Raw genomic sequence first — 20061 nt, forward strand, 5'->3', positions numbered from 1 at the left:
TCCGCCGGGATCTCCCCAGCAGGCCCCGCCCCGTCGCAGAGGTCCCGGAGGAAGCGGAAGGAACCCGGCATGCCTCTCCCCGGCGACACCCGCACCCCGCGGCAGACGACCCCGGCGCCCGCCGGAAACCCCTTCGGCCCGCGCTTCGTGGTCCCGCTGTACCTGGGGGCCTCGCTCAACCCGGTCAACAGCTCGATCATCGCGACCGCGCTGGTGGCCATCGCGGCCGCCCTGCACCTCCCCGTCGGGGACACCGCGGTCCTGATCTCCTGCCTGTACCTCACCAGCGCGCTGGCCCAGCCCGCCGCCGGGCGGCTCGCCGAGGAGTTCGGGCCCCGGCGGATCTTCATCGCCGGCATCGTGCTCGTCTTCGCGGCCGGAATCGTCGGCACGCTGGCCCACTCGATGGCCGCCCTGATCGCGGCCCGGGTGCTGATCGGCGCGGGCACCTCGGCCGGCTACCCGGCCGCGATGCTGCTGATCCGCCGCCGCGCCGAACAGGCCGGCTACCAGGCCCCGCCGCGCGGGGTGCTCGGCGGCCTGGCGATCACCGGCGCCGCCACCGTCGCCGTCGGCCCCGCCCTCGGCGGGCTGCTGGTGGGCTGGTTCGGCTGGCAGACCGCCTTCTGGATCAACATTCCGGTCGCCGCCGTCGCCCTGGTCCTGGCGGTGGTCGGGATCGCGTCGGACCCCGACCCGGTGCGCCCCGGTTCACCCCGCGCCCTCGCCTCCCGCCTCGACCTGCCCGGCATGCTGGGCTTCGGTGGTTCGCTGACCGCCCTGATGGTCTTCCTCTCCGCCCTGCCGCGCCCGGACTGGCCCGCGCTCGCCGCCGCCCTCGTCCTCGCCGCCGTGCTGGTCGGCTGGGAACTGCGCGCCGCCCACCCGTTCCTCGACGTCCGGCTGCTCGCCTCCAACGGGGCCCTGACCCGCACCTACGTGCGCAACGGCCTGACGCTGATGGGGACGTACGTGATCCTCTACGGGCTCACCCAGTGGCTGGAAGCGGCCCGCGGGCTGTCCGCCTACCAGGCCGGCCTGGCGCTGATGCCGATGGGCGTCCTGAGCGCCGTGGCCGCCCGGGTGGTGGCACGACGGACGGGCGTGCGGTTGCCGTTGATCGTCTGCTCGGTGCTGCTGCTGTTCGGCGCCGTGGCCGTGCTGTTCGTGGGCGGCGGCACCCCGATGGCGGCGGTCGTCGCCGTCAGCGCGGTGTTCGGACTGACCTCCGGCGCCGGGACGGTCGCCAACCAGACCGTCCTCTACCAGGAGGCCCCCGCCGCCACGGTCGGCACCGCCTCCGGACTGCTGCGCACCTTCGGCTACCTCGGCTCCATCGCCTCGGCGGCGATCACCGGCACCGCCTTCCACGACCGGGTGGACGACGGCGGCCTGCACTCCATCGCCTGGGTGCTGGTCGCGATCTCCGCCCTCCTCCTCGTCCTGACCGTCTGCGACCGCCGACTCGCCGAGTCCTAGGACCGGACAGGACCTAGCCACCGCAGGCGAACCGGACAGGGGCTAGCTGTCCGCCAGGCGGTTCATGATCTCGGCGGCCCGGTCGAGCGTCTTGCGCTCGCCGGCCCGGAGGGTGGAGCCGATCACCTCGGCCAGCCACGCCTCCCGCGCCGCCGGGATCCGCTCGCACAGGTCGGCTCCGGCCGGGGTCGCGCTGAAGAGGGACTTGCGCCCGTCGTTCGGGTCCTTGGCGGCGCTGACCAGGCCGCCGGCCCGCAGCGCGGCCACGGTCTCCGCCATGGACTGGCGGCGCACGTGCTCGGCCTGGGCGAGTTCGGTCACGGTCGCCGGGCCCTGCTGCACGACGCGGTGCAGGGTGGTCAGGTGCGACCAGTTCCACGGCAGGTCGTCGATCGGGGCCTCGGTGCGCAGCCGTGCCCGCAGCCGCGTCATCGCGCGCATCAGCTCGACGGCGGTGTCCTCGGGCGGGGCCGGTTCGCTACTCACCGTGCCAGCTTATGGCAGGGTGCGGCCGCCCCGACCGGCGCCGGAACCCGGGCGTCGCGGGCCCGGAGAGTCCATACCGGACAAGGCCTAGCCTGGCGGGTATGGACTCTCCCGACCTCGGACGCGGCGTGCTCCACCCCGCCCGCGCGGCGGAGGCGATCAGGGTGGAGCGGCGCGCGCCCGCCCCCGCCGTGGCGCGCTTCGTCGAGTTCTACTGGCTGGTCCGCTGGGACCTGCGCGGCCGGCCCCCGTACGAGCAGAAGGTGCTCGCCCACCCGAACGTGCACCTGGTCTTCGAGGCCCCGAGGGCCCGCGTCTACGGGGTCGACCGGTCGCTCTTCGTCCGCCGCCTGGAGGGCGCCGGGCACGTGCTGGGAGTGAAGTTCCGGCCGGGCGCGTTCCGTTCGTTCGCCGGGCACCCGGTGGCCGGGCTCGCGGACCGGTCGGTGCCCGCGGCCGCCTACTTCGGCCCCGAGGCGGACCGGCTCAACGAGGACGTGCTCGGTGAACGGCCGCGGGACCAGGCCGCCCTCGCGGACGCCTTCCTGCTGCCCCGGCTGCCCGCGCCCGACCCGGTCGCGCAGGAGGTCGCCGCCATGGTGGAGCGGATCACCGGCACCCCCGACCTGTGCCGGGTCGACGACCTGGCGCGGGAGCTGGGCCTCACCGTCCGCCGGCTCCAGCGGCTGTTCGCCGAGTACGTCGGGGCCTCCCCGAAGTGGGTGCTGCGCCGCGCCCGCCTCCACGAGGCCGCCGAACGCGCCGACGCGGGCGGCGGGTTGGACCTGGCGGCGCTCGCGGCCGAACTCGGGTACGCGGATCAGGCCCATCTCACCCGCGACTTCACGGCCGCCGTCGGCACCTCCCCGGCCCGCTACGCCGACGCCGCGCGGTGGGTCACGCCTCCAGGAAGCGCTGCAGCTCGGCCAGCATGAAGTTGGCGCCGGTGTACCCGATCCCCTGGAACCACAGCTGGTCGTCCACCGGGAACGCCCGGTGCGCCTTGACCGCCCCCAGCGCCTGCCAGCCCGGGCTCTCCAGCGCGGCGTCGGTGCCGGCCAGGGCCGGGTCGCCGGAGGTGGCGTACAGCAGCAGGTCGCCGTCCGCCTTCGCGATCTGGTCCAGCGGGATCTCGACGTCGGACTGGTCGACGTTCTGTGCGTCCGGCCGCCCCACCTGGGCGTCCGACAGCACGATCCCGGGGAAGCTCTGCTTCCCGAACAGCCGGATCCCGCCGCCCTCCACGAACCGCACCAGGCTCACCTTCCGGCCGGACGCCTTCGCCGCCGACAGGGCCTGCACCACCTGGTTGGCGTGCCGCTGGTACGAGGAGACGAAGGCCGCCGCCGCGGCCTCCCGGCTCAACGCCTGGGCGTGCACCTGGAAGTCGGCCTTCCACGGCGCGCCGGTGGTCTGGGTGAGTACGGTCGGCGCGATCTCCCGCAGTTGGTCGTAGCGGTCGCCGTCGCGCGCCTGGTTGGAGAGGATCAGGTCCGGCCGCAGCGCCCGGATCGCGACCAGGTCCGGGGCGCCGGCCAGGCCGACCCGGTGGATCCCGGCGACCCGGGAGGCCGGCCAGTAGCCCGGGAACCGGATGTCGGCGGCCGGCAGCGCGGCGCCGACCGGGGTGATGCCGAGGGTCAGCGCCGAGTCCAGCACGTCCGTGTCGAGGACGACCACTCGCAGCGGCTCGCCCGGCACCAGCACCGGCCCGGTGGCCGTGTCCACCGTGACCGGCGGCACCGGGGTGGGCGAGGCGGCCGCGCCCAGGCCGTCGGCGGTCGGCGGCGCCGGCCGCCGGGTGGTGCAGGCCGCGAGCGCGGCACCGCCGAGACCGGCGAGGAACGAACGGCGGGCGATCCGGTGCATCGGCGGTCCTCAGGCGGTGAGGCTTCGGGGGCGCGCCGATTATGTCCGGTTTGGTGTGGAATTGCCGTCAGGCGTCCACGGCCGCCGCCCACGGGGCCCCCGGAACGACCAACGGCGTACCCGTCACCGGGTCCGGCACCACCACCGACTCCAGCCCGAACACCTCCCGCACCAGCTCCGCCGTCACCACCTCGGTCGGCGCGCCCTGCGCCACCACCCGGCCGTCCCGCATCGCCACCAGGTGGTCCGCGTACCGGGCCGCCTGGTTGAGGTCGTGCAGCACCGCCACCACCGTGCGGCCGCGCTCGACGTTCAGCCGGCGGACCAGGTCCAGCACCTCCACCTGGTGCGCGATGTCCAGGTAGGTGGTCGGTTCGTCCAGCAGCAGGATGTCCGTGCCCTGCGCCAGCGCCATCGCGATCCACGCCCGCTGCCGCTGGCCGCCGGACAGCTCGTCCATGCTGCGCTCGGCCAGCTCCGCCGTGGACGTCCGCTCCAGGGCCTCCGTCACCGCCGCCTCGTCCTCCGGCGACCACTGCTGCCACCAGCTCTGGTGCGGCTGGCGGCCCCGCGAGACCAGGTCCGCCACCGAGATGCCCTCCGGCGCCGTCGGCGACTGCGGCAGCAGCCCCAGCCGCTGGGCGATCCGCTTCGTCGGGATCCGCGCCAGCTCCTCGCCGTCCAGCAGCACCGCGCCCCGGACCGGCTTCAGCAGGCGCCCCAGGGCCCGCAGCAGCGTCGACTTGCCGCAGGCGTTCGGGCCGACGATCACCGTCACCCGCCCGTCCGGGATGCCGACGTCCAGGCCCTCGACGACCGTGCGCGCCTCGTAGGCCAGGGTGAGGCCCTGGGCCTCCAGTCGGTGAGCGGACATCAGGAACCTCCACGACGGATGGGGGTACCCCCGAACGGAGTTCGGGGGAGGATCAGCAGCCACATCAAGTACGGCGCGCCGACCATGCCGGTCACCACGCCCACCGGCAGTTCGGTCGGCGCCATCAGCCGCCGGGCGATCAGATCGGCCAGCACGACCACCAGCGCGCCCGTCAGCGCCGAGCAGAACAGCGGGACCTGCGCGGACCGGACCAGCCGCAGCGCGATCTGCGGCGCCATCAGCGCCACGAAGTCCACCGGCCCGGCGGCGCCCGCCGCGCACGAGGCCAGCACGATGCCCAGCAGCGCCATGCCGAGGCGGATCCGGTCCAGCCGCAGGCCCAGGCCGACGGCCGTCGCGTCGTCGAAGGAGATCGAGCGCTGCGCCCGCGCCGCCCACAAGGCGACGGGCACGGCGGCGAGCAGCACCCAGGCCAGCCAGCCGGCCTGGTTGTAGCCGGCGCCGTTCAGGCTGCCCGTCATCCAGACCTTCGCGGCCTGCGCCTGGAAGCCGTCGCCCTTGGTCAGGAACACGGAGGTCAGCGAGGACAGGGCCACGCTGATCCCGATCCCGATCAGCACGAAGCGCTGCGCGTGCAGGCCGCGCCGCCATGCCAGCGCGTACACCAGCAGCCCGGCCACCAGCCCGCCCGCGACCGCCGCGTACGGGGCCTGACCGGTCGAGCCGACCACGCCGTACGCCATCAGCCCGACGACGGTGGCGGTCGCGCCCCAGGTCACGCCCACCACGTCGGGGCTGGCCAGCGGATTGCGGGCGACGGTCTGGATCAGCGCCCCGGCCAGCCCCAGCGCCGTGCCGACCAGCAGGCCCACGACCACCCGGGGCAGCCGGAACTCGCCGACCACCAGCTCGTGCGGGCTCGGCTGCCCGAGCACCACCTTCACCACCTCGACCGGCGACACGGCCGACTCGCCCAGGCAGAGCGAGGCGACGACCGTCCCGGCCAGCGCGACCAGCAGGCCCAGCGCCACCACCGCCGACCGGCGGTGCAGCAGCACGGACGCCCGCCCGGCCCGCAGCACGGCGTACCCGCGCGGGGAGACGGCGCCGCGCCCGACGGTTCGCCCGCCCTGCGCGCTCATGACGCGACCACCTTCCGGCGGCGCACCAGCGCGACCAGGACCGGGACGCCGACGAGCGCCGTCATCACGCCCGCCGGGACCTCCGACGGCGGGAAGAGGACCCGCCCCAGGGTGTCGGCGAGCAGCAGCAGGGCCGGGCCGAGGACGGCGGAGAAGGCGAGCACCCAGCGGTGGTCCGCGCCGGCGACGGCCCGCGCCGTGTGCGGGACGGCGAGGCCGACGAAGGCGATCGGCCCGGCGGCCGCGACGGCCGAGCCGGTCAGCACCGTCGCGCCGAGCGCGCCGACCGCCCGGACCAGGCCGGTCTTGGCACCGAGGCCCTTGGCGGTGTCCTCGCCGAGCGCGAGCGCGTCCAGGCCGCGGGCCACCGCGACCACCAGCACCGTGCCGACGGCGAGGAACGGCAGCAGCTGCCAGGCCACGTCCGAGGTCCGCCCGGAGAGCGAGCCGACGTGCCAGAAGCGGAACTGGTCCATGGTGGCCGCGTCGGTCGTCAGCACCATGGTGTTGAGCGAGGCGATGAACGCGGACATCGCCGAGCCGGCCAGCGCCAGCTTGATCGGCGTGGCCCCGCCCCGGCCGCGCCCGGCCAGGCCGTACACGAGCACGGTGGCGATCACGGCGCCCGCGAAGCCGAACCAGACGTAGCCGGTGAGGGTGGAGACGCCGAAGCCGGAGATGGCGAGGACCACGCCGGCCGCCGCGCCCTGGGAGACGCCGAGGATGCCGGGGTCGGCGATCGGGTTGCGGGTGAGGCCCTGCATGACGGCCCCGGCGAGGCCGAGCGCCGCGCCGACGGCCAGCCCGACGACGGTGCGCGGCACCCGCAGCTCGCGGACGACGACGGCGTTGGCCGTGTCGCCGCCGTGCAGCAGGGCGTCGAGGGTGTCGCCGAAGGGGATGGTGCGGCTGCCGACCGCCAGGCTCAGCAGCACCGCGGCGGCCAGGACGGCCAGCGCGGCGGCGAGCCACAGTATTCGGCGGCGCGCTGTCCGTCGCGCGCCGGGTGGCGCGGTGGTGTCGGTCATGGGCCCTCTCCGCAGACAACTCAGGTAAACCTAAGTTCCCGTCGGAAGCCGGGGCAAATTGCCCCGGCTCCCCGAACCGCCCGTTGGATAGCCTGGCGGCATGCCCGAGACCCGCACCGCCCCGCTCACCGTCGGCTTCGACCTCGACATGACGCTGCTGGACACCCGGCCGGGGATCCACGCCACCTACCTGGCGCTCGCGGCCGAGACCGGCGCCCGCATCGACGCCGACCTGGTGGTCACCCGGCTCGGCCCGCCGCTGCTGGACGAGATCCGCAACTGGTTCCCGGAGGACGAGGTGGAGCGCGCCGCCACCCGCTACCGCGAGCTCTACCGCGACCTCGCCTTCGCCCCGACCGTCGCCCTCCCCGGCGCGCACGCCGCCGTCGAGGCGGTCCGCGACCACGGCGGCCGGGTCGCGGTGATCACCGGCAAGTACGAGCCGAACGCCCGCCTCCACCTGGAGCACGCCGGGCTGCACGCGGACGCGCTGGTCGGCGACCTCTGGGCGGAGACCAAGGGCGAGGCGCTGCGCGAGTACGGCGCGAGCGTCTACGTCGGCGACCACCTCGGCGACATCCGGGGCGCCCGGCACGCGGACGCCGTCGCGGTGTGCGTGGCCACCGGCCCGTACAGCGCGGACGAACTGCGCGCGGCCGGGGCGGACGTGGTGCTGGCGGACCTCACCGGGTTCCCGGCCTGGCTCGACGCCCACCTGGCCGGCTGAGCCGCGGCCCCGGGGCACGCCCTGGGGCCGGGTCCCGGGGCCGCGTTCTAGGACGCGGCCGCGGACTCCACCCGGCGGCGCTGGGCCCGCGCGTTCAGGAACAGCCCGGTCAGCGCGGCCAGGAAGCCCGCCGGCATCAGCATGCTCAGCCAGTACGCGGCCGTCGGCAGCGGCGTCAGGTGCAGGAACAGCGGGACGAAGGTGACCAGGGTGGCGAGCGCGCCCAGACCGAAGACGATCGTCCCGGCCTTGACGTACACGTCGCCGGGGTCGGCGCTCTGGCTGCTCACGTCTGCTCGCTCCTCGGGGCTGGTCGGGCGGTCGGTCCAGTCTGGCAGAGCGGCCGCCGGGCCCCGTCACCGGCGCGGTCCGGTCACGTTGCGCAGTTTCTCGGAAGCTGAACGTTTTGATCCCTGCTGGGCGGGGGTATGCAGGGGGTGCCGAGGGGTGCGACACGTGCGCCCCGTTTCCTCAGACCCGGGGGTGTGAGCCGATGGACCGTGCTGAGCCGCGCCCCGGCTGTGCCAGTACCGGGTCGCCCGTGATCGCGAGAACGCCGCGCCCGTACCGCCCCCAACGGGCCTTGGAACGCGGATCTTTCGCGGAACGCGGATGAGGCAGTGACGGACCGTTAGTCTGCTCCTGACAGCGTGCTGACCATGAGCGCCCGCGGGCGCCGAGCCGAGGTCGGCTGCCTTCCCCACCACCCAGTGATCCCCGGCCAGGGCCGGGATCCCTCACACCCATTCGAGGACTGTCGAGATGCCCACCGGCCAGGTCAAGTGGTTCAACGAGACGAAGGGCTTCGGCTTCCTGTCACGCGACGACGGCGGCGACGTCTTCGTCCACACCAAGGCGCTGCCCGCCGGTGTCACCGTGCTGAAGCCGGGCCAGCGGGTCGAGTTCGGCGTGGTCGCCGGCCACCGCGGCGACCAGGCGATGGCCGTGCAACTGCTGGACGCACTGCCGTCGGTGGCCGCCGCCCAGCGCAAGAGCGCCGACGACATGGCGCCGATCGTCCAGGACCTGATCACCACGCTGGACGCGGTGCTGCCGGGCCTCCAGCACGGCCGCTACCCGGCCAAGGCGACCGGCCAGAAGCTGGCCGGCCTGCTGCGCGCGGTGGCCGACCAGTTCGACGTCTGACCGAGGGGGATCAGAACGCCAGCGCACCCGGGTCGAGCGGGGGCACCAGCCCCTCCGCGGCGGCCCGGGTGAGCAGCGCGCGGACGGCCGCGTAGCCCTCCTCGCCGAGGTCCGCGGTGAACTCGTTCACGTACAGGGCGATGTGCTGGTCGGCGACGGCCGGGTCCATCTCCTGGGCGTGCGCCAGCACGTACTCCCGGCTGGCGCCCGGGTCCGCCCAGGCCTGCCGGACGGAGGCGCGGACGGCGTCGGTGAGCGCGCGCAGCCGTTCGGCGCCGAGCGAGCGCCGGGCGACGATCGCGCCGAGCGGGATCGGCAGGCCGGTCTCCTGCTCCCAGGCCTCGCCCATGTCGGCCAGGCTGTGCAGGCCGTACTGCCGGTACGTGAACCGGGCCTCGTGGATCACCAGGCCGGCGTCCACCCGGCCGTCCCGGACGGCGGGCATGATCTCGTGGAACGGCAGGACGACGATCTCGCCGAAGCCGCCCGGCACCGCCTTCGCGGCCCAGAGCCGGAACAGCAGGTAGGCGGTGGAGCGTTCGGACGGCACCGCCACCGTCTTCCCGGTGAGGTCCGCGGGGGCGTCCGTGCCCGGCCGGGTGAGCACCAGCGGGCCGCAGCCGCGCCCGAGCGCGCCGCCGCAGGGCAGCAGGGTGTACTCGTCCAGGACCCAGGGCAGCGCGCCGTAGCTGATCTTCAGGACGTCCAGTTCGCCGCGCTCGGCCAGGCCGTTGGTGACGTCGATGTCCGCGAAGGTCACCTCGGGGGCGTCCGCCCCGGGCACCAGGCCGTGCGCCCAGGCGTGGAAGACGAAGGTGTCGTTCGGGCAGGGCGAGTACGCGATGCTCAGCCGTTCAGCCACGGCCGGCCTCCTCGATCAGTTCGTGGACGGGCAGTGCGGCGAAGGCCCGCTCCAGGGCGGCCAGCGCCTCGCCGATCCGCCAGGCGGCCCGGTCGCGCGGGCCGACCGGGTTGGAGACGGTCCGCAGTTCGAGCACCGGCACGCCGTACCGGGCGGCGGCCTCGGCCACGCCGAAGCCCTCCATCGCCTCGGCCAGGGCGCCCGGGTGGCGGGCGGCCAGTGCGGCGGCCCGCTCGGCGCTGCCGGTGACGGTGGAGACGGTCAGCACCGGGCCGGTGGCGGCGCCCAGGGCCCGGGCGGCCAGCGCGACGGCGGCCGGGGGAGGGTTGTGCCGGACGGTGCCGAAGCCCAGTTCGGTGACGTCGGCGAAGCCCTCGGGGGTCTCGGCGCCGAGGTCGGCGGTGACGATCGCGTCGGCCAGCACGGTGGTGCCGACCGGGGCGTGCGGGGCGAACCCGCCGGCGATCCCGGCCGAGACGACCAGGCCGTAGCGGCCCCCCGAGGCCGTCTGCGCGCCCAGCGCGGCGGAGGCGGCGGCCGCGGCGGCCGCCGGGCCGACCCCGCCCGCCAGGACGTCCACCGGGGCGCCCGCGGCCCGGTGCAGCGCACCGCCGGGCAGCGGCAGCACGGTGGCCGGGCCGGGCAGGCCGCGCAGGACGGCCTCGGCCTCGGCGGGCACCGCGACGACGACGAGCAGCCGGGCCCGGTCGGGGCCCGACTGCTCGCTGCGCTCGTCCGCGACGGCGTGTGCGGTCATCGCGGGAACGTCAGCTGTCCTGGGTGTTCAGCTGGAAGTACCAGACGGCGACCGGGTTGTCCGAGTTCTTGTCGCCCTCGACCACGGTGACCAGGGTCTTGCCGGAGGCGTTCAGCACCTGGCTCGCCGGCTGGGAGCCGGAGAAGGTCGGGCCCTTGGCGTAGGAGAACAGGCTGAAGCGCCCGCCCTGGCCCTGCGAGCCGCCGTTGGTGAAGGCCCACCAGCCCGTGTCGGCCACGTTCGGGGAGACACCGACGCCGACCCGGTCGCTCACCACGACGTCGGAGGTCGGGAGGGTGCCCTCCGCGAGGGCCTGGGTGGCCTTCTGCTGGCACTCCTGCTGCAGGTCCTCCGTGATCGGGCTGCCGCCGTTGAAGCACAGCGGGTCCGCGACGATCGAGGAGTTGCCGACCGTCAGGGTCGCGCGGTGGGAGCTGTGCTCGGTCTGGCCGCTCGCGATGGCGACGGACGTGCCGACCGTGGCAGCACCGACCACGACGACGGCGCCGAGGGCGGCGATGGCACGGGTATTGAGGCTCATGCGTCAGAATCTACCGGGCTTCGCCGATCACGCTACGCGGGGGTCGGCCACCGCGTGTTGCCCATGCCGGTTCAGGCCACCCTGGGCGCCGCCGGGTGCCGCCGCAGGCCCACCCGGAACAGCGTGCGGACCGTCCACAGCAGCATCAGGCCCACCACCCCGGCGGCCACCGACAGACCCAGCACGCCGTTCAGCGGCAGCAGGATGCCGACCGCGCCGCCGGCCACCCAGGACAGCTGGAGCAGCGTCTCCGAGCGCGCGAACGCCGAGGTCCGCACCGCCTCCGGGACGTCCCGCTGGATCAGCGCGTCCAGCGACAGCTTGCCCAGCGAGGCCGCCACCCCGGCCACGCCGGCGACCAGGACCACCGTCACCACGCCGTACCAGAGCGCGGCCGCGGCCGTCGCGCCGGTCGCCAGCAGCAGCATCGCGGTGACCGTCGCCTCCGGGCCCCGGGTGCGCAGCCAGGAGCCCAGCACCGAACCCAGCGCGTTGCCCGTCCCCGCCGCCAGCGCCACCAGGCCCAGCGCCAGCGTCGGCCGCAGGCCCCCGATCGGCTCGTCGCGCAGCAGGAACGCCAGGAACATCACCAGGAAGCCGACCAGCCAGCGCAGCGCCGACATCGCCCGCAGCGCCAGGATCACCGAGGGGCCGACGGTGCGCAGCGAGGCCTTCGGGGCCCTGGCGTCCTCCGGCGCCCGCTCGCCGTGCACCCCGTCGTGGACCTCGCCGTGGACCTCGGCGTGCAGGACGGCGCGCTGCTCGCCCTTGGCGGAGTCCACCGCGTGCGGCAGGTGGAAGGCCATCAGGGTGCCGATCACGAAGACCAGGAACGCGCCGCGCAGCGGCCAGCCCGGCCCGATCAGGTGCAGCAGACCGCCCACCCCGGCCGCCACCCCGGTGGCCAGCAGCCCGGCCAGGGTGACCCGGGAGTTCGCCTTCACCAGCGACAGCCGGCTCGGCAGCAGCCGCGGCACCACCACGCTGCGCACCACCCCGTACGCCTTGGACGCCACCAGCACGCCCAGCGCCTCCGGGTACAGCGCCAGACCGCCGCCGGTGATCACCCCGGCCATCGTCCAGGCCAGCACCGCCCGGGCCAGCATCGACATCGCCACCGCCGCCCGGCGGCCGTGCGGCAGCCGGTCCAGCAGCGGGCCGATCACCGGGGCCAGCAGGGCGAACGGGGCCATCGTGATCAGCAGGTACAGCGACACCCGGCCGCGGGCCTCGCCGGTGGGCACGGAGAAGAAGATGGTCGAGGCCAGCGCGACGGTGATCAGCATGTCGCCGAAGGAGTTCAGCGCGTGCAGTTCGATCAGTTTCGCCAGGCCGGATTCGCCCGCGCCCTCCGCGGAGGTGGCCTTGCGGATCCGGCGGCCGGTGCCGTGCACCACCCGGCCGGTGCGGGCGCCGGCGGCGGAGGCGGTCCGGACCAGGACGTTGCGGCTCGGCTCGGGGTCCTCTTCGCCAGGGTCCCCGTCCAGGGCGGTGAGCTGCCGGGCGTGGACGGCCGGATCCGCGCCGGTGCCGGTCGCGGTGGCGATCGCGGCGCCGGTCTTGACGAGGCTCACGGGGGCGGTGGGCGACTCGAAATCGCCCCCCGGCTGCGGTTCGCCCGCAGTGGGGGCCGGAGACTGCTGTCGCGGCACGGCGTCCGCCTGGTCGGGGCTGCCGGCCTGCGAGGCGTGCAGTGCGTGCTGCGACGGGTCCTCGTCCGCCACATGCCCATCCTGCCCCAGAATCGCCGCAGTGACGCGGGAATCCACCCCCCTCGGCGCGGCCCCGGAACGGCCGCCACCGCCCCGGACTGTGCTGGGGCGCCGACCGGCGGGTAGCCTGCCCAGGGGCCGCGCGCCGAGCGCCGGGGCGCCGGCAGGCCCGGACGAGCGGCGCGGCCGGTATCCGCGGCGGCCTCTGGTCGCGCAGAATGGACAAGGGACTATCGAGCCGCGACGGAACAGGCAACACGCCGTGGGCGACAGAAGAACTGGGAGAGAATCGACGCCGTGAGTGCTGCGATGCGAAGCCGTACCCCCGATCGGCTCTGTGCCGAGGCCGTCGAACTCGCCCGGAAGGCGGCCGAGGAGGCCGTCGGCCCGGAGACCGTCGGACCACATCTCGGCGCCCAGGCGGACGCCGACCGCGTCGTCACCCACACCTTCGAGTGCCTGGACGCCGCCTACCGTGGCTGGCACTGGGCGGTCACCGTCGCCCGTGCCCCGCGCGCGAAGAACGTCACCCTCGACGAGGTCGTCCTGCTGCCCGGCGCCGACGCCGTCCTCGCCCCCCAGTGGGTGCCGTGGAGCGAGCGGCTGCGCCCCGGCGACATGGGCCCGGGCGACCTGCTGCCCACAGACGCCGACGACGCACGCCTGGAACCCGGCTGGAGCGGCGAGGACGAGCCCGCCCCGAACTCCGCGGTCGCCCTCGCGGCCGAGGAGGACGTGGTCGTCACCGACCCGGGCATCCAGCCCGCCCCGGCCCGGGCCCAGATCAACGCCGTTGCCGAGGAGCTCGGCATGGGCCGCAGCCGGGTGCTCTCCCGGCTCGGCCTGCACCTGGCCGCCGACCGCTGGGAGAAGGCGCACGGCTCGCAGACGCCGATGGCGCAGGCCGCGCCCGCCGCGTGCGGCAGCTGCGGCTTCCTGATCCCGATCGGCGGCTCGCTCGGACAGGCCTTCGGCGTGTGCGGCAACGAGTTCGGGCCGGCGGACGGGCAGATCGTCTCCTTCGCGTACGGCTGCGGCGGGCACTCCGAGGCGGCCGTCATCCCGGCCCCGCCGGCGCCGTCCGAGCTGATCCTGGACGAGCTGGTGGTCGAGCCGATGCAGCTGCACCCGGACCGCACCTCCGGCTCGGTCGAGCCGGACGCCCCGGCGGAGGAGCTCGGGCACTCCTGACCGGACCTGTCGTCGCTCGCGGCCCGCCCCACCGAACCGGTGGGGCGGGCCGCGGCGTTCGTGCGGGTGGGGGCCCTGCGGGGGCTCGGCGGCGGGGGCGCGGTCCGGAGCAGCGGCCGGGGCGGGGGAGAATGCCCCCCGTACGAAGTACAGGGCGGCGGAAGGCGGCAGGTCCAGTGGAACCTCGGATCATCGGCAGCAGCACGGACGAGCACCTCGCGGACCCCTTCGGGAGCGCCGCGCTGCGCCGGCGGGTGCTGGACGCCTGGGCCGCCTCGCCGGCCCGGTTCCGGGAGGACGCCAACGCCGAGGAGGAACTCGCGCTCGGCGGTTACCGCGACCGCCTGGTCGTCGAGTTGGCGCAGAACGCGGCCGACGCGGCGGTCCGGGCAGGGCACGGGCCCGGCCGGCTGCGGCTCACCCTCGCCGACGGCGTGCTCGCCGCCGCCAACACCGGGGCCCCGCTGGACGCGGCCGCCGTCGAGTCGCTGTCCACCCTGCGCGCCTCCTCCAAGCGCGGTGAGACGCCCGCCGTCGGCCGGTTCGGCGTCGGCTTCGCCGCCGTGCTCGCCGTCACCGACGAGCCCGCCGTGCTCGGCGCCGCCGGCGGGGTGCGCTGGTCGCTCGGCGAAGCCCGCTCGCTGGCCCAGGCGCAGCCCGCGCTGGCCGAGGAACTGCGCCGCCGGGACGGCCACGTGCCGCTGCTGCGGCTGCCGTTCGCCGCCGAGGGCCCGGCCCCCGAGGGCTACGACACGGTGGTCGTGCTGCCGCTGCGGGACGCCGCCGCCGAGGACCTGACCCGCCGTCTGCTCGCCGGCATCGACGACGCGCTGCTGCTCACCCTGCCCGGCCTCGCCGAGGTCGTGGTGGAGACCCCGGAGGGCACCCGGACGCTCACCCGCGCCGCCGCCGAGCCCCGCCCGGACGGCGTCACCGAGGTCACCGTGACCGACGACGCGGACGGCCGGCCGCGGCGGACCCGCTGGCAGACCGCCGGCGCCACCGGCACCCTGGCCGCCGAGCTGCTCGCCGACCGCCCCACCGAGGAGCGCGCCCGCCCGTACTGGACGGTCACCTGGGCCGTCCCGGTCGCCGCCGACGGCACCCCGCAGGCGCCCGGCATCGCGCCGGTGCTGCACGCGCCCACGCCCAGCGACGAGCCGATCGGCCTGCCCGCGCTGCTCATCGCCTCCTACCCGCTGGACTCCACCCGCCGGCACGTCGCCCCCGGCGCGCTCGCCGACTTCCTCACCGAGCGCGCCGCCGACAGCTACGCCGACCTGCTGCGCGCCCGCGGCGCCGACCTCGGCTCGCTCGGCCTCGTCCCCGGGCCGCTCGGCCAGGGCGCGCTCGACAACGCGCTCCGCGCGGCCGTCCTCTCCCGGCTGCCCGGCACGCCGTTCCTGCCGCACCCGGCGCCGGTCGAGGCGGGCACGCCCGCGCTGCGCCCCCGGGACGCCACCCTGCTGGAGGGGGCGGACGGTTCGGTGGTCGAGGCGCTGGCGCCGATCTTTCCCGGGCTGCTGCCGGCCGGGCTGGAGCGCCGCACCGAGCTGCGGGTGCTGAACGTGCGCCGGGTGCCGCTGGCCGATGTGGTCGACCAGCTCGGCGGCCTGGACCGAGAGCCCGCCTGGTGGCGCAACCTGTACGCGGCGCTCGGCGCCGCAGACCCGGAGGCGCTCGGCGCGCTGCCCGTCCCGCTCGCCGACGGCCGGACCATCACCGGGCCCCGGCGCGTCCTGCTGCCCTCCGAGGACGCCGACTGGGCGGCCTTCCCCGGCTACCCCGAGTCGCTGGCCGACGCGCTCGCCGCCCTCGACCTGCGGCTCGCCCACCCCGAGGCGGCCCACCCGCTGCTCGCCAAGCTCGGCGCCGGCACCGCCACCCCGGCCGGGGTGCTCGACACCCCCGAGGTGCGGGCCGCCGTCGCCCGCTCCTACCAGGTGGCCGAGGACGACGTCGAGGCCGCGCTCGAACTGGCGGACGCCGTCCTGGCGCTGGTCAAGGTCGCCGGCCCGGCCGCCGGCGAGCACCGCTGGCTGGCCCGGCTGGCCCTGCTCGACGACGAGGGCGAGCCCGCCCGCGCCGGTGAACTCGTCCTGCCCGGCAGCCCGTTCGCGGCCCTCGCCCGCGAGGAGGACGCCGGCTGGGTGGACGACGAGCTGCTGGAGCGCTGGGGCCCGGAGGTGCTCACCACCGTCGGCGTGCTCGCCGACTTCGTCCTCGTCCGCGCCGAGGACGTGGTGCTCGACCCGGACGACCTGGAGCGGCTCGACCCCACCGCGCCCGCCGACCGCGCGGCCGGCGGCCACCCCACCGGGCTGCTCGACGAGGCGCCCGACGGCCTCGCCGACTGGGCCGAGGACGCCCTCGAAGCCCTCCAGGCCGACGACGTCGCGGGCGTCCCGCCGGTGGCCGCCGAACTGCTGGCCGTCCGCGACCTCGACCTGGTCGACGACGACGCCTGGCCCGAGGCGCTCGCCGCGCTCGCCCGCCCGCCGTACCGGGACGCCGTCGTCAACCCCGTCCGCACCCTGCTGCCGGACGGCTCCTACACCGACCTGCCGCCGTACACCGCCTGGTGGCTGCGCGACCACCCGGTGCTGGACGGCCGCGAGCCCGCCGGACTGCGCGCCGCCGGGGCCGACCCGCTGCTGCGCGGCCTCTACGACGAGGCCCGGACGACCCTGGACGAGCAGTTCCTGCACGCGCTCGGGGTGCGCACCACGCTGGCCGCGCTGCTCGCCGAACCGCACGGCCCGGACGAGGTGCTGGACCGGCTCACCGATCCGGCCTCCGACCTCGGCCACCGCCAACTGCACGGCCTGCACAGCGCGTTGGCCCGGGTCGAGATCGAGCGGATCGAACCGGTCGACGTGGTGCGGGCGCTGCCGCCGCTCGACCCGGACACCGGCCGCCGGCCGGCCCACACGGTGGTCGTCGACTCCTCCAGGGCGGTCGTCGCCGACGCGCCCGACCTCGTCCAGCTCCTGCACCCGTACCCGCTGGTGCCGGTCGCCCCGGCGCTCGCCGCCGACCTCGCCGAGCGGCTGCACGTCTCGCTCGCCAGTGAGGTGGCGGGCGGGCGGGTGCTCTCCGAGGGCGTGCTGCACCGGGTCCCCGCCGTGGTGCGGGAGCTGCTGCCCGGCTGCCCGGTCGCCTACGAGGAGCACGAGGAGCTGCTGGTGGTCGGCCCGGACGGCGACGACGCCGCCGTGGACTGGCGTTGGGACGTCGAGGCGGACGCCCCGGAGGCGCCCTACGACCCGGATGCGGCCGAGGCCGCCGACGAGGACGACGAGTTCGAGCTCCCGCCGGTGCCCGGGCTGCTGCACGCGGCCACCCCGGAGGGCCTGGCGGCCGGGCTCGCCTGGTCGGTCGGGCAGTGGCACCGGCGGTTCGAGGTGCTGGCCGTGCTCACCGATCCGGACCGGGCGTACGAGCTGTCCGCGGCGCGGGACTTCGAGGGCTGAGCGCTCAGCGGGCCCGCCCACGGCGCTTGAACCGCAGGTAGACGACGGTGGTGGTGGCCAGCCAGACGGCCGCCACCAGGGCCTTCACGGCCGTCGGCACCCACGGCAGCGCCGGGGCGGTCACCTCGCCGGCGTTCGTCAGCCAGCGGCCGCCCACCAGGGCCAGGACCGTCAGTCCGGCGGCCAGCAGGCCGGCCAGGAAGGCGGTGAACGCCTCCACCTGTCCGGTCTCGTGCTCGGTTTCCCCACCCGTGTGGGCCATGTCGGCACCCCCTTCCGCGATCGATCATCCAGGCTGCGGGCCGGGGGTGCCAGGGCCTCACTCCATCCCGCGGCGCTTCATGAAGCGCCAGGCGATCTCCAGGGCCAGGCCGCAGACCACCGCGATGCCGACGCCGACCAGGGGGTCGCGGGTGCCCACCAGCGAGAGCTGGAAGAACTCCGCCAGCCAGGGCACCAGCAGGACCAGGGCGAAGGCGCCGCCCATGGTGCCGATCAGCAGCAGGCGCCACCAGTTGTAGGGGCGGGCGACGATGGCGAGCACCCAGATGGCGATCAGGAAGAGCGTCAGGGTGGCCACGCTGGTGTCGGCCTTGAGGTCGGTCGCGTGGTCGGAGCGGGCCAGCGCGTAGGCGACGAAGGTGCCGGTGCCGGCGATGACGCCGCCGGGCACGGCGAGCCGCAGGACGCGCTTCACGAAGCCGGTGCGGGCCCGCTCGTTGTTGGGGGCGAGGGCGAGGAAGAAGGCCGGGATGCCGATGGTGAGGGTGGAGAGCACGGTGGAGTGCCGGGGCAGGAACGGGTACGGCGAGTGGGTGAAGATCACCAGCAGGGCCAGCAGGACCGAGTAGACCGTCTTCACCAGGAACAGGCCCGCGACCCGCTCGATGTTGCCGATCACCCGGCGGCCCTCGGCGACCACCGAGGGCAGGGTGGCGAAGGAGTCGTTGAGCAGCACGATCTGGGCGACCGCCTTGGTGGCGTCGCTGCCGGTGCCCATCGCCACGCCGATGTCGGCGTCCTTGAGCGCGAGCACGTCGTTGACGCCGTCTCCGGTCATCGCCACGGTGTGTCCGCGGGACTGCAGGGCGGCGACCAGCTGGCGCTTCTGCTGCGGGGTGACCCGGCCGAAGACGGTGGTCCGTTCGGCGGTGTCGGCGAGGGCGTCCGGTTCGGCGGGCAGCGTCCGGGCGTCCAGCGGGTGGTCGGCGCCGGGCAGGCCGAGATGGCTGGCGACCGCGCCGACCGAGACCGCGGCGTCGCCGGAGATGACCTTGGCCTGCACCTGCTGGCCCTCGAAGTAGCGCAGGGTGGCGGCGGCGTCGTGGCGCAGCCGCTGCTGGAGCACCACCAGGGCGAGCGGGGCGAGCCCGGCGGCCGGGTCGGGGGAGTCCAGCGGGGTGGGGGTGCGGCCGAGCAGCAGCACCCGCAGGCCCTTGGCGCCCAGCTCGTCGACCTCGGTGAGCGCCGGGTGCCCGGCGGGCAGCAGCACGTCGGGGGCGCCGAGCAGCCAGCTGGCCTCGCCGCCCTGCGGCTCCAGCAGCTGCACGCCGCTCCACTTGCGGGCGGAGGAGAACGGCATCGCCTCGATCACCCGCCAGCCGTCGGCGGCCGGGGCGCCGCCGGCCCCCGGGGTGCCGCCGTCGCCGCGCCCGTAGGCGTCGATGACCGCCTGCATGGAGGGGTTGGGGCGGGCGTCGGCGCCGGCCATCACGCCGAGCGCGTGCTTGATGGTGTCCGGGTCGGGGGCGCCGGGCTCGCCGTCGGACAGGACCCGCAGGTCGACGACGTCCATGCCGCCCTCGGTGAGGGTGCCGGTCTTGTCCAGGCAGACGGTGTCGACCCGGGCCAGGCCCTCGATCGCCGGGAGCTCCTGGACCAGGCACTGCTTGCGGCCCAGCCGGATCACGCCGATCGCGAAGGCGACCGAGGTCAGCAGGACCAGCCCCTCGGGGACCATCGGTACGATCCCGGCCACCATCCGGCGCACGGCCTCGCGCCAGTCGCGGCCCTCGACGGCCAGCTGGCTGATGATCAGGCCGATGGCGGTGGGGATCAGCAGGTAGGTGATGAAGCGCAGGATGCTGTTGATGCCGCTGCGCAGCTCCGACTTCACCAGGGTGAACCGGCTGGCCTCCTCGGCGAGCTGCGCAGCGTACGCCTCGCGGCCGACCCTGGTGGCGGTGAACGCGCCCGCGCCGGCCACCACGAAGCTGCCGGACATGACCTGGTCGCCGGGCTGCTTGAGGACGGGGTCGGGCTCGCCGGTGAGCAGCGACTCGTCGATCTCCAGGCCGTCCGCCTCGGTGACCTCGCCGTCGACGATCACCTTGTCGCCGATGCCGAGCAGCACCGTGTCGTCGAGCACGATCTCGGCGACGGCGATCTGCTCGACGGTGCCGTCCCGGCGGACCTCGGGGCGGGCCTCGCCGATCAGGGCCAGGCTGTCCAGGGTCTTCTTGGCGCGCAGCTCCTGGATGATGCCGATCGCCGTGTTGGCGACGATGACCAGGCCGAACAGGCCGTCCTGGAGCGGGCCGACGATCAGGATGATCCCGAACATCACGCCGATGATCGCGTTGAAGCGGGTGAAGACGTTGGCCCGGACGATCTCCTTGGCGGAGCGGCTGGACCGTACGGGGACGTCGTTGACCTGTCCGCGCGCGACGCGTTCGGCCACCTCGGTGGAGGTCAGCCCGCCGCGTCGGCCGGGCAGCAGCCCGAGGGGGTGCGCACCGTCGGGGCGGTCGGCGTCGCCGGGCGGCTCTTCCGCGGGGTGGGCAGGCTGCGTCATGGCACCGACTCTACGGGTG

General features: G+C 75.5%; 18 protein-coding genes. 6 read left to right on the forward strand and 12 right to left on the reverse strand.

All coding sequences use genetic code 11. The annotated features are described in order from the left end of the window. The first annotated feature begins 69 nt into the window (after window positions 1-69). Entirely contained in the window at window positions 70-1479 is a 1410-nt protein-coding gene (locus tag ACFWPT_RS17170; protein WP_380482463.1) for an MFS transporter, read from the forward strand. A gap of 42 nt (window positions 1480-1521) precedes the next feature. On the opposite strand, the gene ACFWPT_RS17175 is transcribed toward ACFWPT_RS17170, so the two are convergent. Further along, window positions 1522-1965: a MarR family winged helix-turn-helix transcriptional regulator gene (locus ACFWPT_RS17175; protein ID WP_371517520.1), complete on the reverse strand. Its 444-nt coding sequence runs from the start codon at window positions 1963-1965 to the stop codon at window positions 1522-1524. Between the two features lie 101 nt (window positions 1966-2066). Here ACFWPT_RS17175 and ACFWPT_RS17180 point away from each other — a divergent pair, with 101 nt between their 5' ends. Beyond that, entirely contained in the window at window positions 2067-2900 is an 834-nt protein-coding gene (locus tag ACFWPT_RS17180) for a DUF6597 domain-containing transcriptional factor (protein WP_380482466.1), read from the forward strand. Here the strand turns inward: ACFWPT_RS17180 and ACFWPT_RS17185 are convergent. From ACFWPT_RS17185 to ACFWPT_RS17200, 4 genes are all read right to left on the reverse strand, one after another. Beyond that, a complete protein-coding gene (locus ACFWPT_RS17185) occupies window positions 2863-3834 on the reverse strand; it encodes an ABC transporter substrate-binding protein (protein WP_380482469.1) in 972 nt (323 codons plus the stop codon). The genes ACFWPT_RS17180 and ACFWPT_RS17185 overlap by 38 nt on opposite strands. A gap of 67 nt (window positions 3835-3901) precedes the next feature. Further along, a complete protein-coding gene (locus tag ACFWPT_RS17190; protein WP_380482472.1) occupies window positions 3902-4708 on the reverse strand; it encodes an ABC transporter ATP-binding protein in 807 nt (268 codons plus the stop codon). Next, window positions 4708-5811, reverse strand: a complete 1104-nt coding sequence (locus ACFWPT_RS17195) for a FecCD family ABC transporter permease (RefSeq protein ID WP_380482474.1) — start codon at window positions 5809-5811, stop codon at window positions 4708-4710. Before ACFWPT_RS17195 ends, ACFWPT_RS17190 begins: the two co-directional genes overlap by 1 nt. After that, window positions 5808-6839, reverse strand: coding sequence for a FecCD family ABC transporter permease (locus ACFWPT_RS17200; RefSeq protein WP_380482477.1), 1032 nt, complete (start codon window positions 6837-6839; stop codon window positions 5808-5810). The genes ACFWPT_RS17195 and ACFWPT_RS17200 overlap by 4 nt, the downstream gene beginning before the upstream one ends. A 100-nt stretch (window positions 6840-6939) precedes the next feature. Between ACFWPT_RS17200 and ACFWPT_RS17205 the strand changes: the two genes are divergently transcribed. Beyond that, on the forward strand, window positions 6940-7566 hold the full coding sequence (locus ACFWPT_RS17205) for an HAD family hydrolase (RefSeq protein WP_363377331.1): 627 nt from the start codon (window positions 6940-6942) through the stop codon (window positions 7564-7566). Window positions 7567-7613: 47 nt separating this feature from the next. On the opposite strand, the gene ACFWPT_RS17210 is transcribed toward ACFWPT_RS17205, so the two are convergent. After that, window positions 7614-7856 (reverse strand): hypothetical protein, encoded by a 243-nt coding sequence (locus tag ACFWPT_RS17210; protein ID WP_063348208.1) that lies wholly within the window; start codon window positions 7854-7856, stop codon window positions 7614-7616. A 472-nt stretch (window positions 7857-8328) separates the two neighbouring features. Between ACFWPT_RS17210 and ACFWPT_RS17215 the strand changes: the two genes are divergently transcribed. Next, window positions 8329-8712, forward strand: coding sequence for a cold-shock protein (locus ACFWPT_RS17215; protein WP_063348207.1), 384 nt, complete (start codon window positions 8329-8331; stop codon window positions 8710-8712). A 10-nt stretch (window positions 8713-8722) separates the two neighbouring features. On the opposite strand, the gene ACFWPT_RS17220 is transcribed toward ACFWPT_RS17215, so the two are convergent. The 4 genes from ACFWPT_RS17220 to ACFWPT_RS17235 all read right to left on the reverse strand — a co-directional run bounded on the left by ACFWPT_RS17220 (window position 8723) and on the right by ACFWPT_RS17235 (window position 12311). Further along, entirely contained in the window at window positions 8723-9574 is an 852-nt protein-coding gene (locus ACFWPT_RS17220) for a 1,4-dihydroxy-6-naphthoate synthase (protein WP_380482480.1), read from the reverse strand. Then, window positions 9567-10331, reverse strand: coding sequence for a futalosine hydrolase (locus ACFWPT_RS17225; RefSeq protein ID WP_380374827.1), 765 nt, complete (start codon window positions 10329-10331; stop codon window positions 9567-9569). Before ACFWPT_RS17225 ends, ACFWPT_RS17220 begins: the two co-directional genes overlap by 8 nt. A gap of 10 nt (window positions 10332-10341) precedes the next feature. Beyond that, entirely contained in the window at window positions 10342-10872 is a 531-nt protein-coding gene (locus ACFWPT_RS17230) for a hypothetical protein (RefSeq protein WP_350877487.1), read from the reverse strand. Between the two features lie 71 nt (window positions 10873-10943). Continuing rightward, complete coding sequence (locus ACFWPT_RS17235; RefSeq protein ID WP_380482509.1) at window positions 10944-12311, reverse strand: MFS transporter; 1368 nt, start codon at window positions 12309-12311, stop codon at window positions 10944-10946. 582 nt (window positions 12312-12893) lie between these two features. Here ACFWPT_RS17235 and ACFWPT_RS17240 point away from each other — a divergent pair. Continuing rightward, complete coding sequence (locus tag ACFWPT_RS17240) at window positions 12894-13775, forward strand: DUF3027 domain-containing protein (RefSeq protein WP_380374829.1); 882 nt, start codon at window positions 12894-12896, stop codon at window positions 13773-13775. Window positions 13776-13951: 176 nt separating this feature from the next. Continuing rightward, window positions 13952-17248: a sacsin N-terminal ATP-binding-like domain-containing protein gene (locus tag ACFWPT_RS17245; RefSeq protein ID WP_380482484.1), complete on the forward strand. Its 3297-nt coding sequence runs from the start codon at window positions 13952-13954 to the stop codon at window positions 17246-17248. Between the two features lie 4 nt (window positions 17249-17252). Here the strand turns inward: ACFWPT_RS17245 and ACFWPT_RS17250 are convergent, their stop codons facing one another. Together ACFWPT_RS17250 and ACFWPT_RS17255 are read right to left on the reverse strand one after the other, a co-directional pair. After that, window positions 17253-17510: a hypothetical protein gene (locus tag ACFWPT_RS17250; protein ID WP_380374833.1), complete on the reverse strand. Its 258-nt coding sequence runs from the start codon at window positions 17508-17510 to the stop codon at window positions 17253-17255. 57 nt (window positions 17511-17567) lie between these two features. Next, window positions 17568-20042 (reverse strand): HAD-IC family P-type ATPase, encoded by a 2475-nt coding sequence (locus ACFWPT_RS17255; RefSeq protein ID WP_380482487.1) that lies wholly within the window; start codon window positions 20040-20042, stop codon window positions 17568-17570. Window positions 20043-20061 lie beyond the last annotated feature (19 nt).

It is taken from the genome of Kitasatospora sp. NPDC058478 (assembly GCF_042720345.1).
Classification (GTDB): domain Bacteria; phylum Actinomycetota; class Actinomycetes; order Streptomycetales; family Streptomycetaceae; genus Kitasatospora.

Excerpts from the sequence above, each read along its gene's own strand:
- ACFWPT_RS17170 (WP_380482463.1), top strand. The coding sequence starts at position 70 with ATGCCTCTCCCCGGCGACACCCGCACCCCGCGGCAGACGACCCCGGCG.
- ACFWPT_RS17180 (WP_380482466.1), top strand. The coding sequence starts at position 2,067 with ATGGACTCTCCCGACCTCGGACGCGGCGTGCTCCACCCCGCCCGCGCG.
- ACFWPT_RS17185 (WP_380482469.1), bottom strand. The coding sequence starts at position 3,834 with ATGCACCGGATCGCCCGCCGTTCGTTCCTCGCCGGTCTCGGCGGTGCC.
- ACFWPT_RS17190 (WP_380482472.1), bottom strand. The coding sequence starts at position 4,708 with ATGTCCGCTCACCGACTGGAGGCCCAGGGCCTCACCCTGGCCTACGAG.
- ACFWPT_RS17195 (WP_380482474.1), bottom strand. The coding sequence starts at position 5,811 with ATGAGCGCGCAGGGCGGGCGAACCGTCGGGCGCGGCGCCGTCTCCCCG.
- ACFWPT_RS17200 (WP_380482477.1), bottom strand. The coding sequence starts at position 6,839 with ATGACCGACACCACCGCGCCACCCGGCGCGCGACGGACAGCGCGCCGC.
- ACFWPT_RS17205 (WP_363377331.1), top strand. The coding sequence starts at position 6,940 with ATGCCCGAGACCCGCACCGCCCCGCTCACCGTCGGCTTCGACCTCGAC.
- ACFWPT_RS17215 (WP_063348207.1), top strand. The coding sequence starts at position 8,329 with ATGCCCACCGGCCAGGTCAAGTGGTTCAACGAGACGAAGGGCTTCGGC.
- ACFWPT_RS17225 (WP_380374827.1), bottom strand. The coding sequence starts at position 10,331 with ATGACCGCACACGCCGTCGCGGACGAGCGCAGCGAGCAGTCGGGCCCC.
- ACFWPT_RS17230 (WP_350877487.1), bottom strand. The coding sequence starts at position 10,872 with ATGAGCCTCAATACCCGTGCCATCGCCGCCCTCGGCGCCGTCGTCGTG.
- ACFWPT_RS17240 (WP_380374829.1), top strand. The coding sequence starts at position 12,894 with ATGCGAAGCCGTACCCCCGATCGGCTCTGTGCCGAGGCCGTCGAACTC.
- ACFWPT_RS17250 (WP_380374833.1), bottom strand. The coding sequence starts at position 17,510 with ATGGCCCACACGGGTGGGGAAACCGAGCACGAGACCGGACAGGTGGAG.
- ACFWPT_RS17255 (WP_380482487.1), bottom strand. The coding sequence starts at position 20,042 with ATGACGCAGCCTGCCCACCCCGCGGAAGAGCCGCCCGGCGACGCCGAC.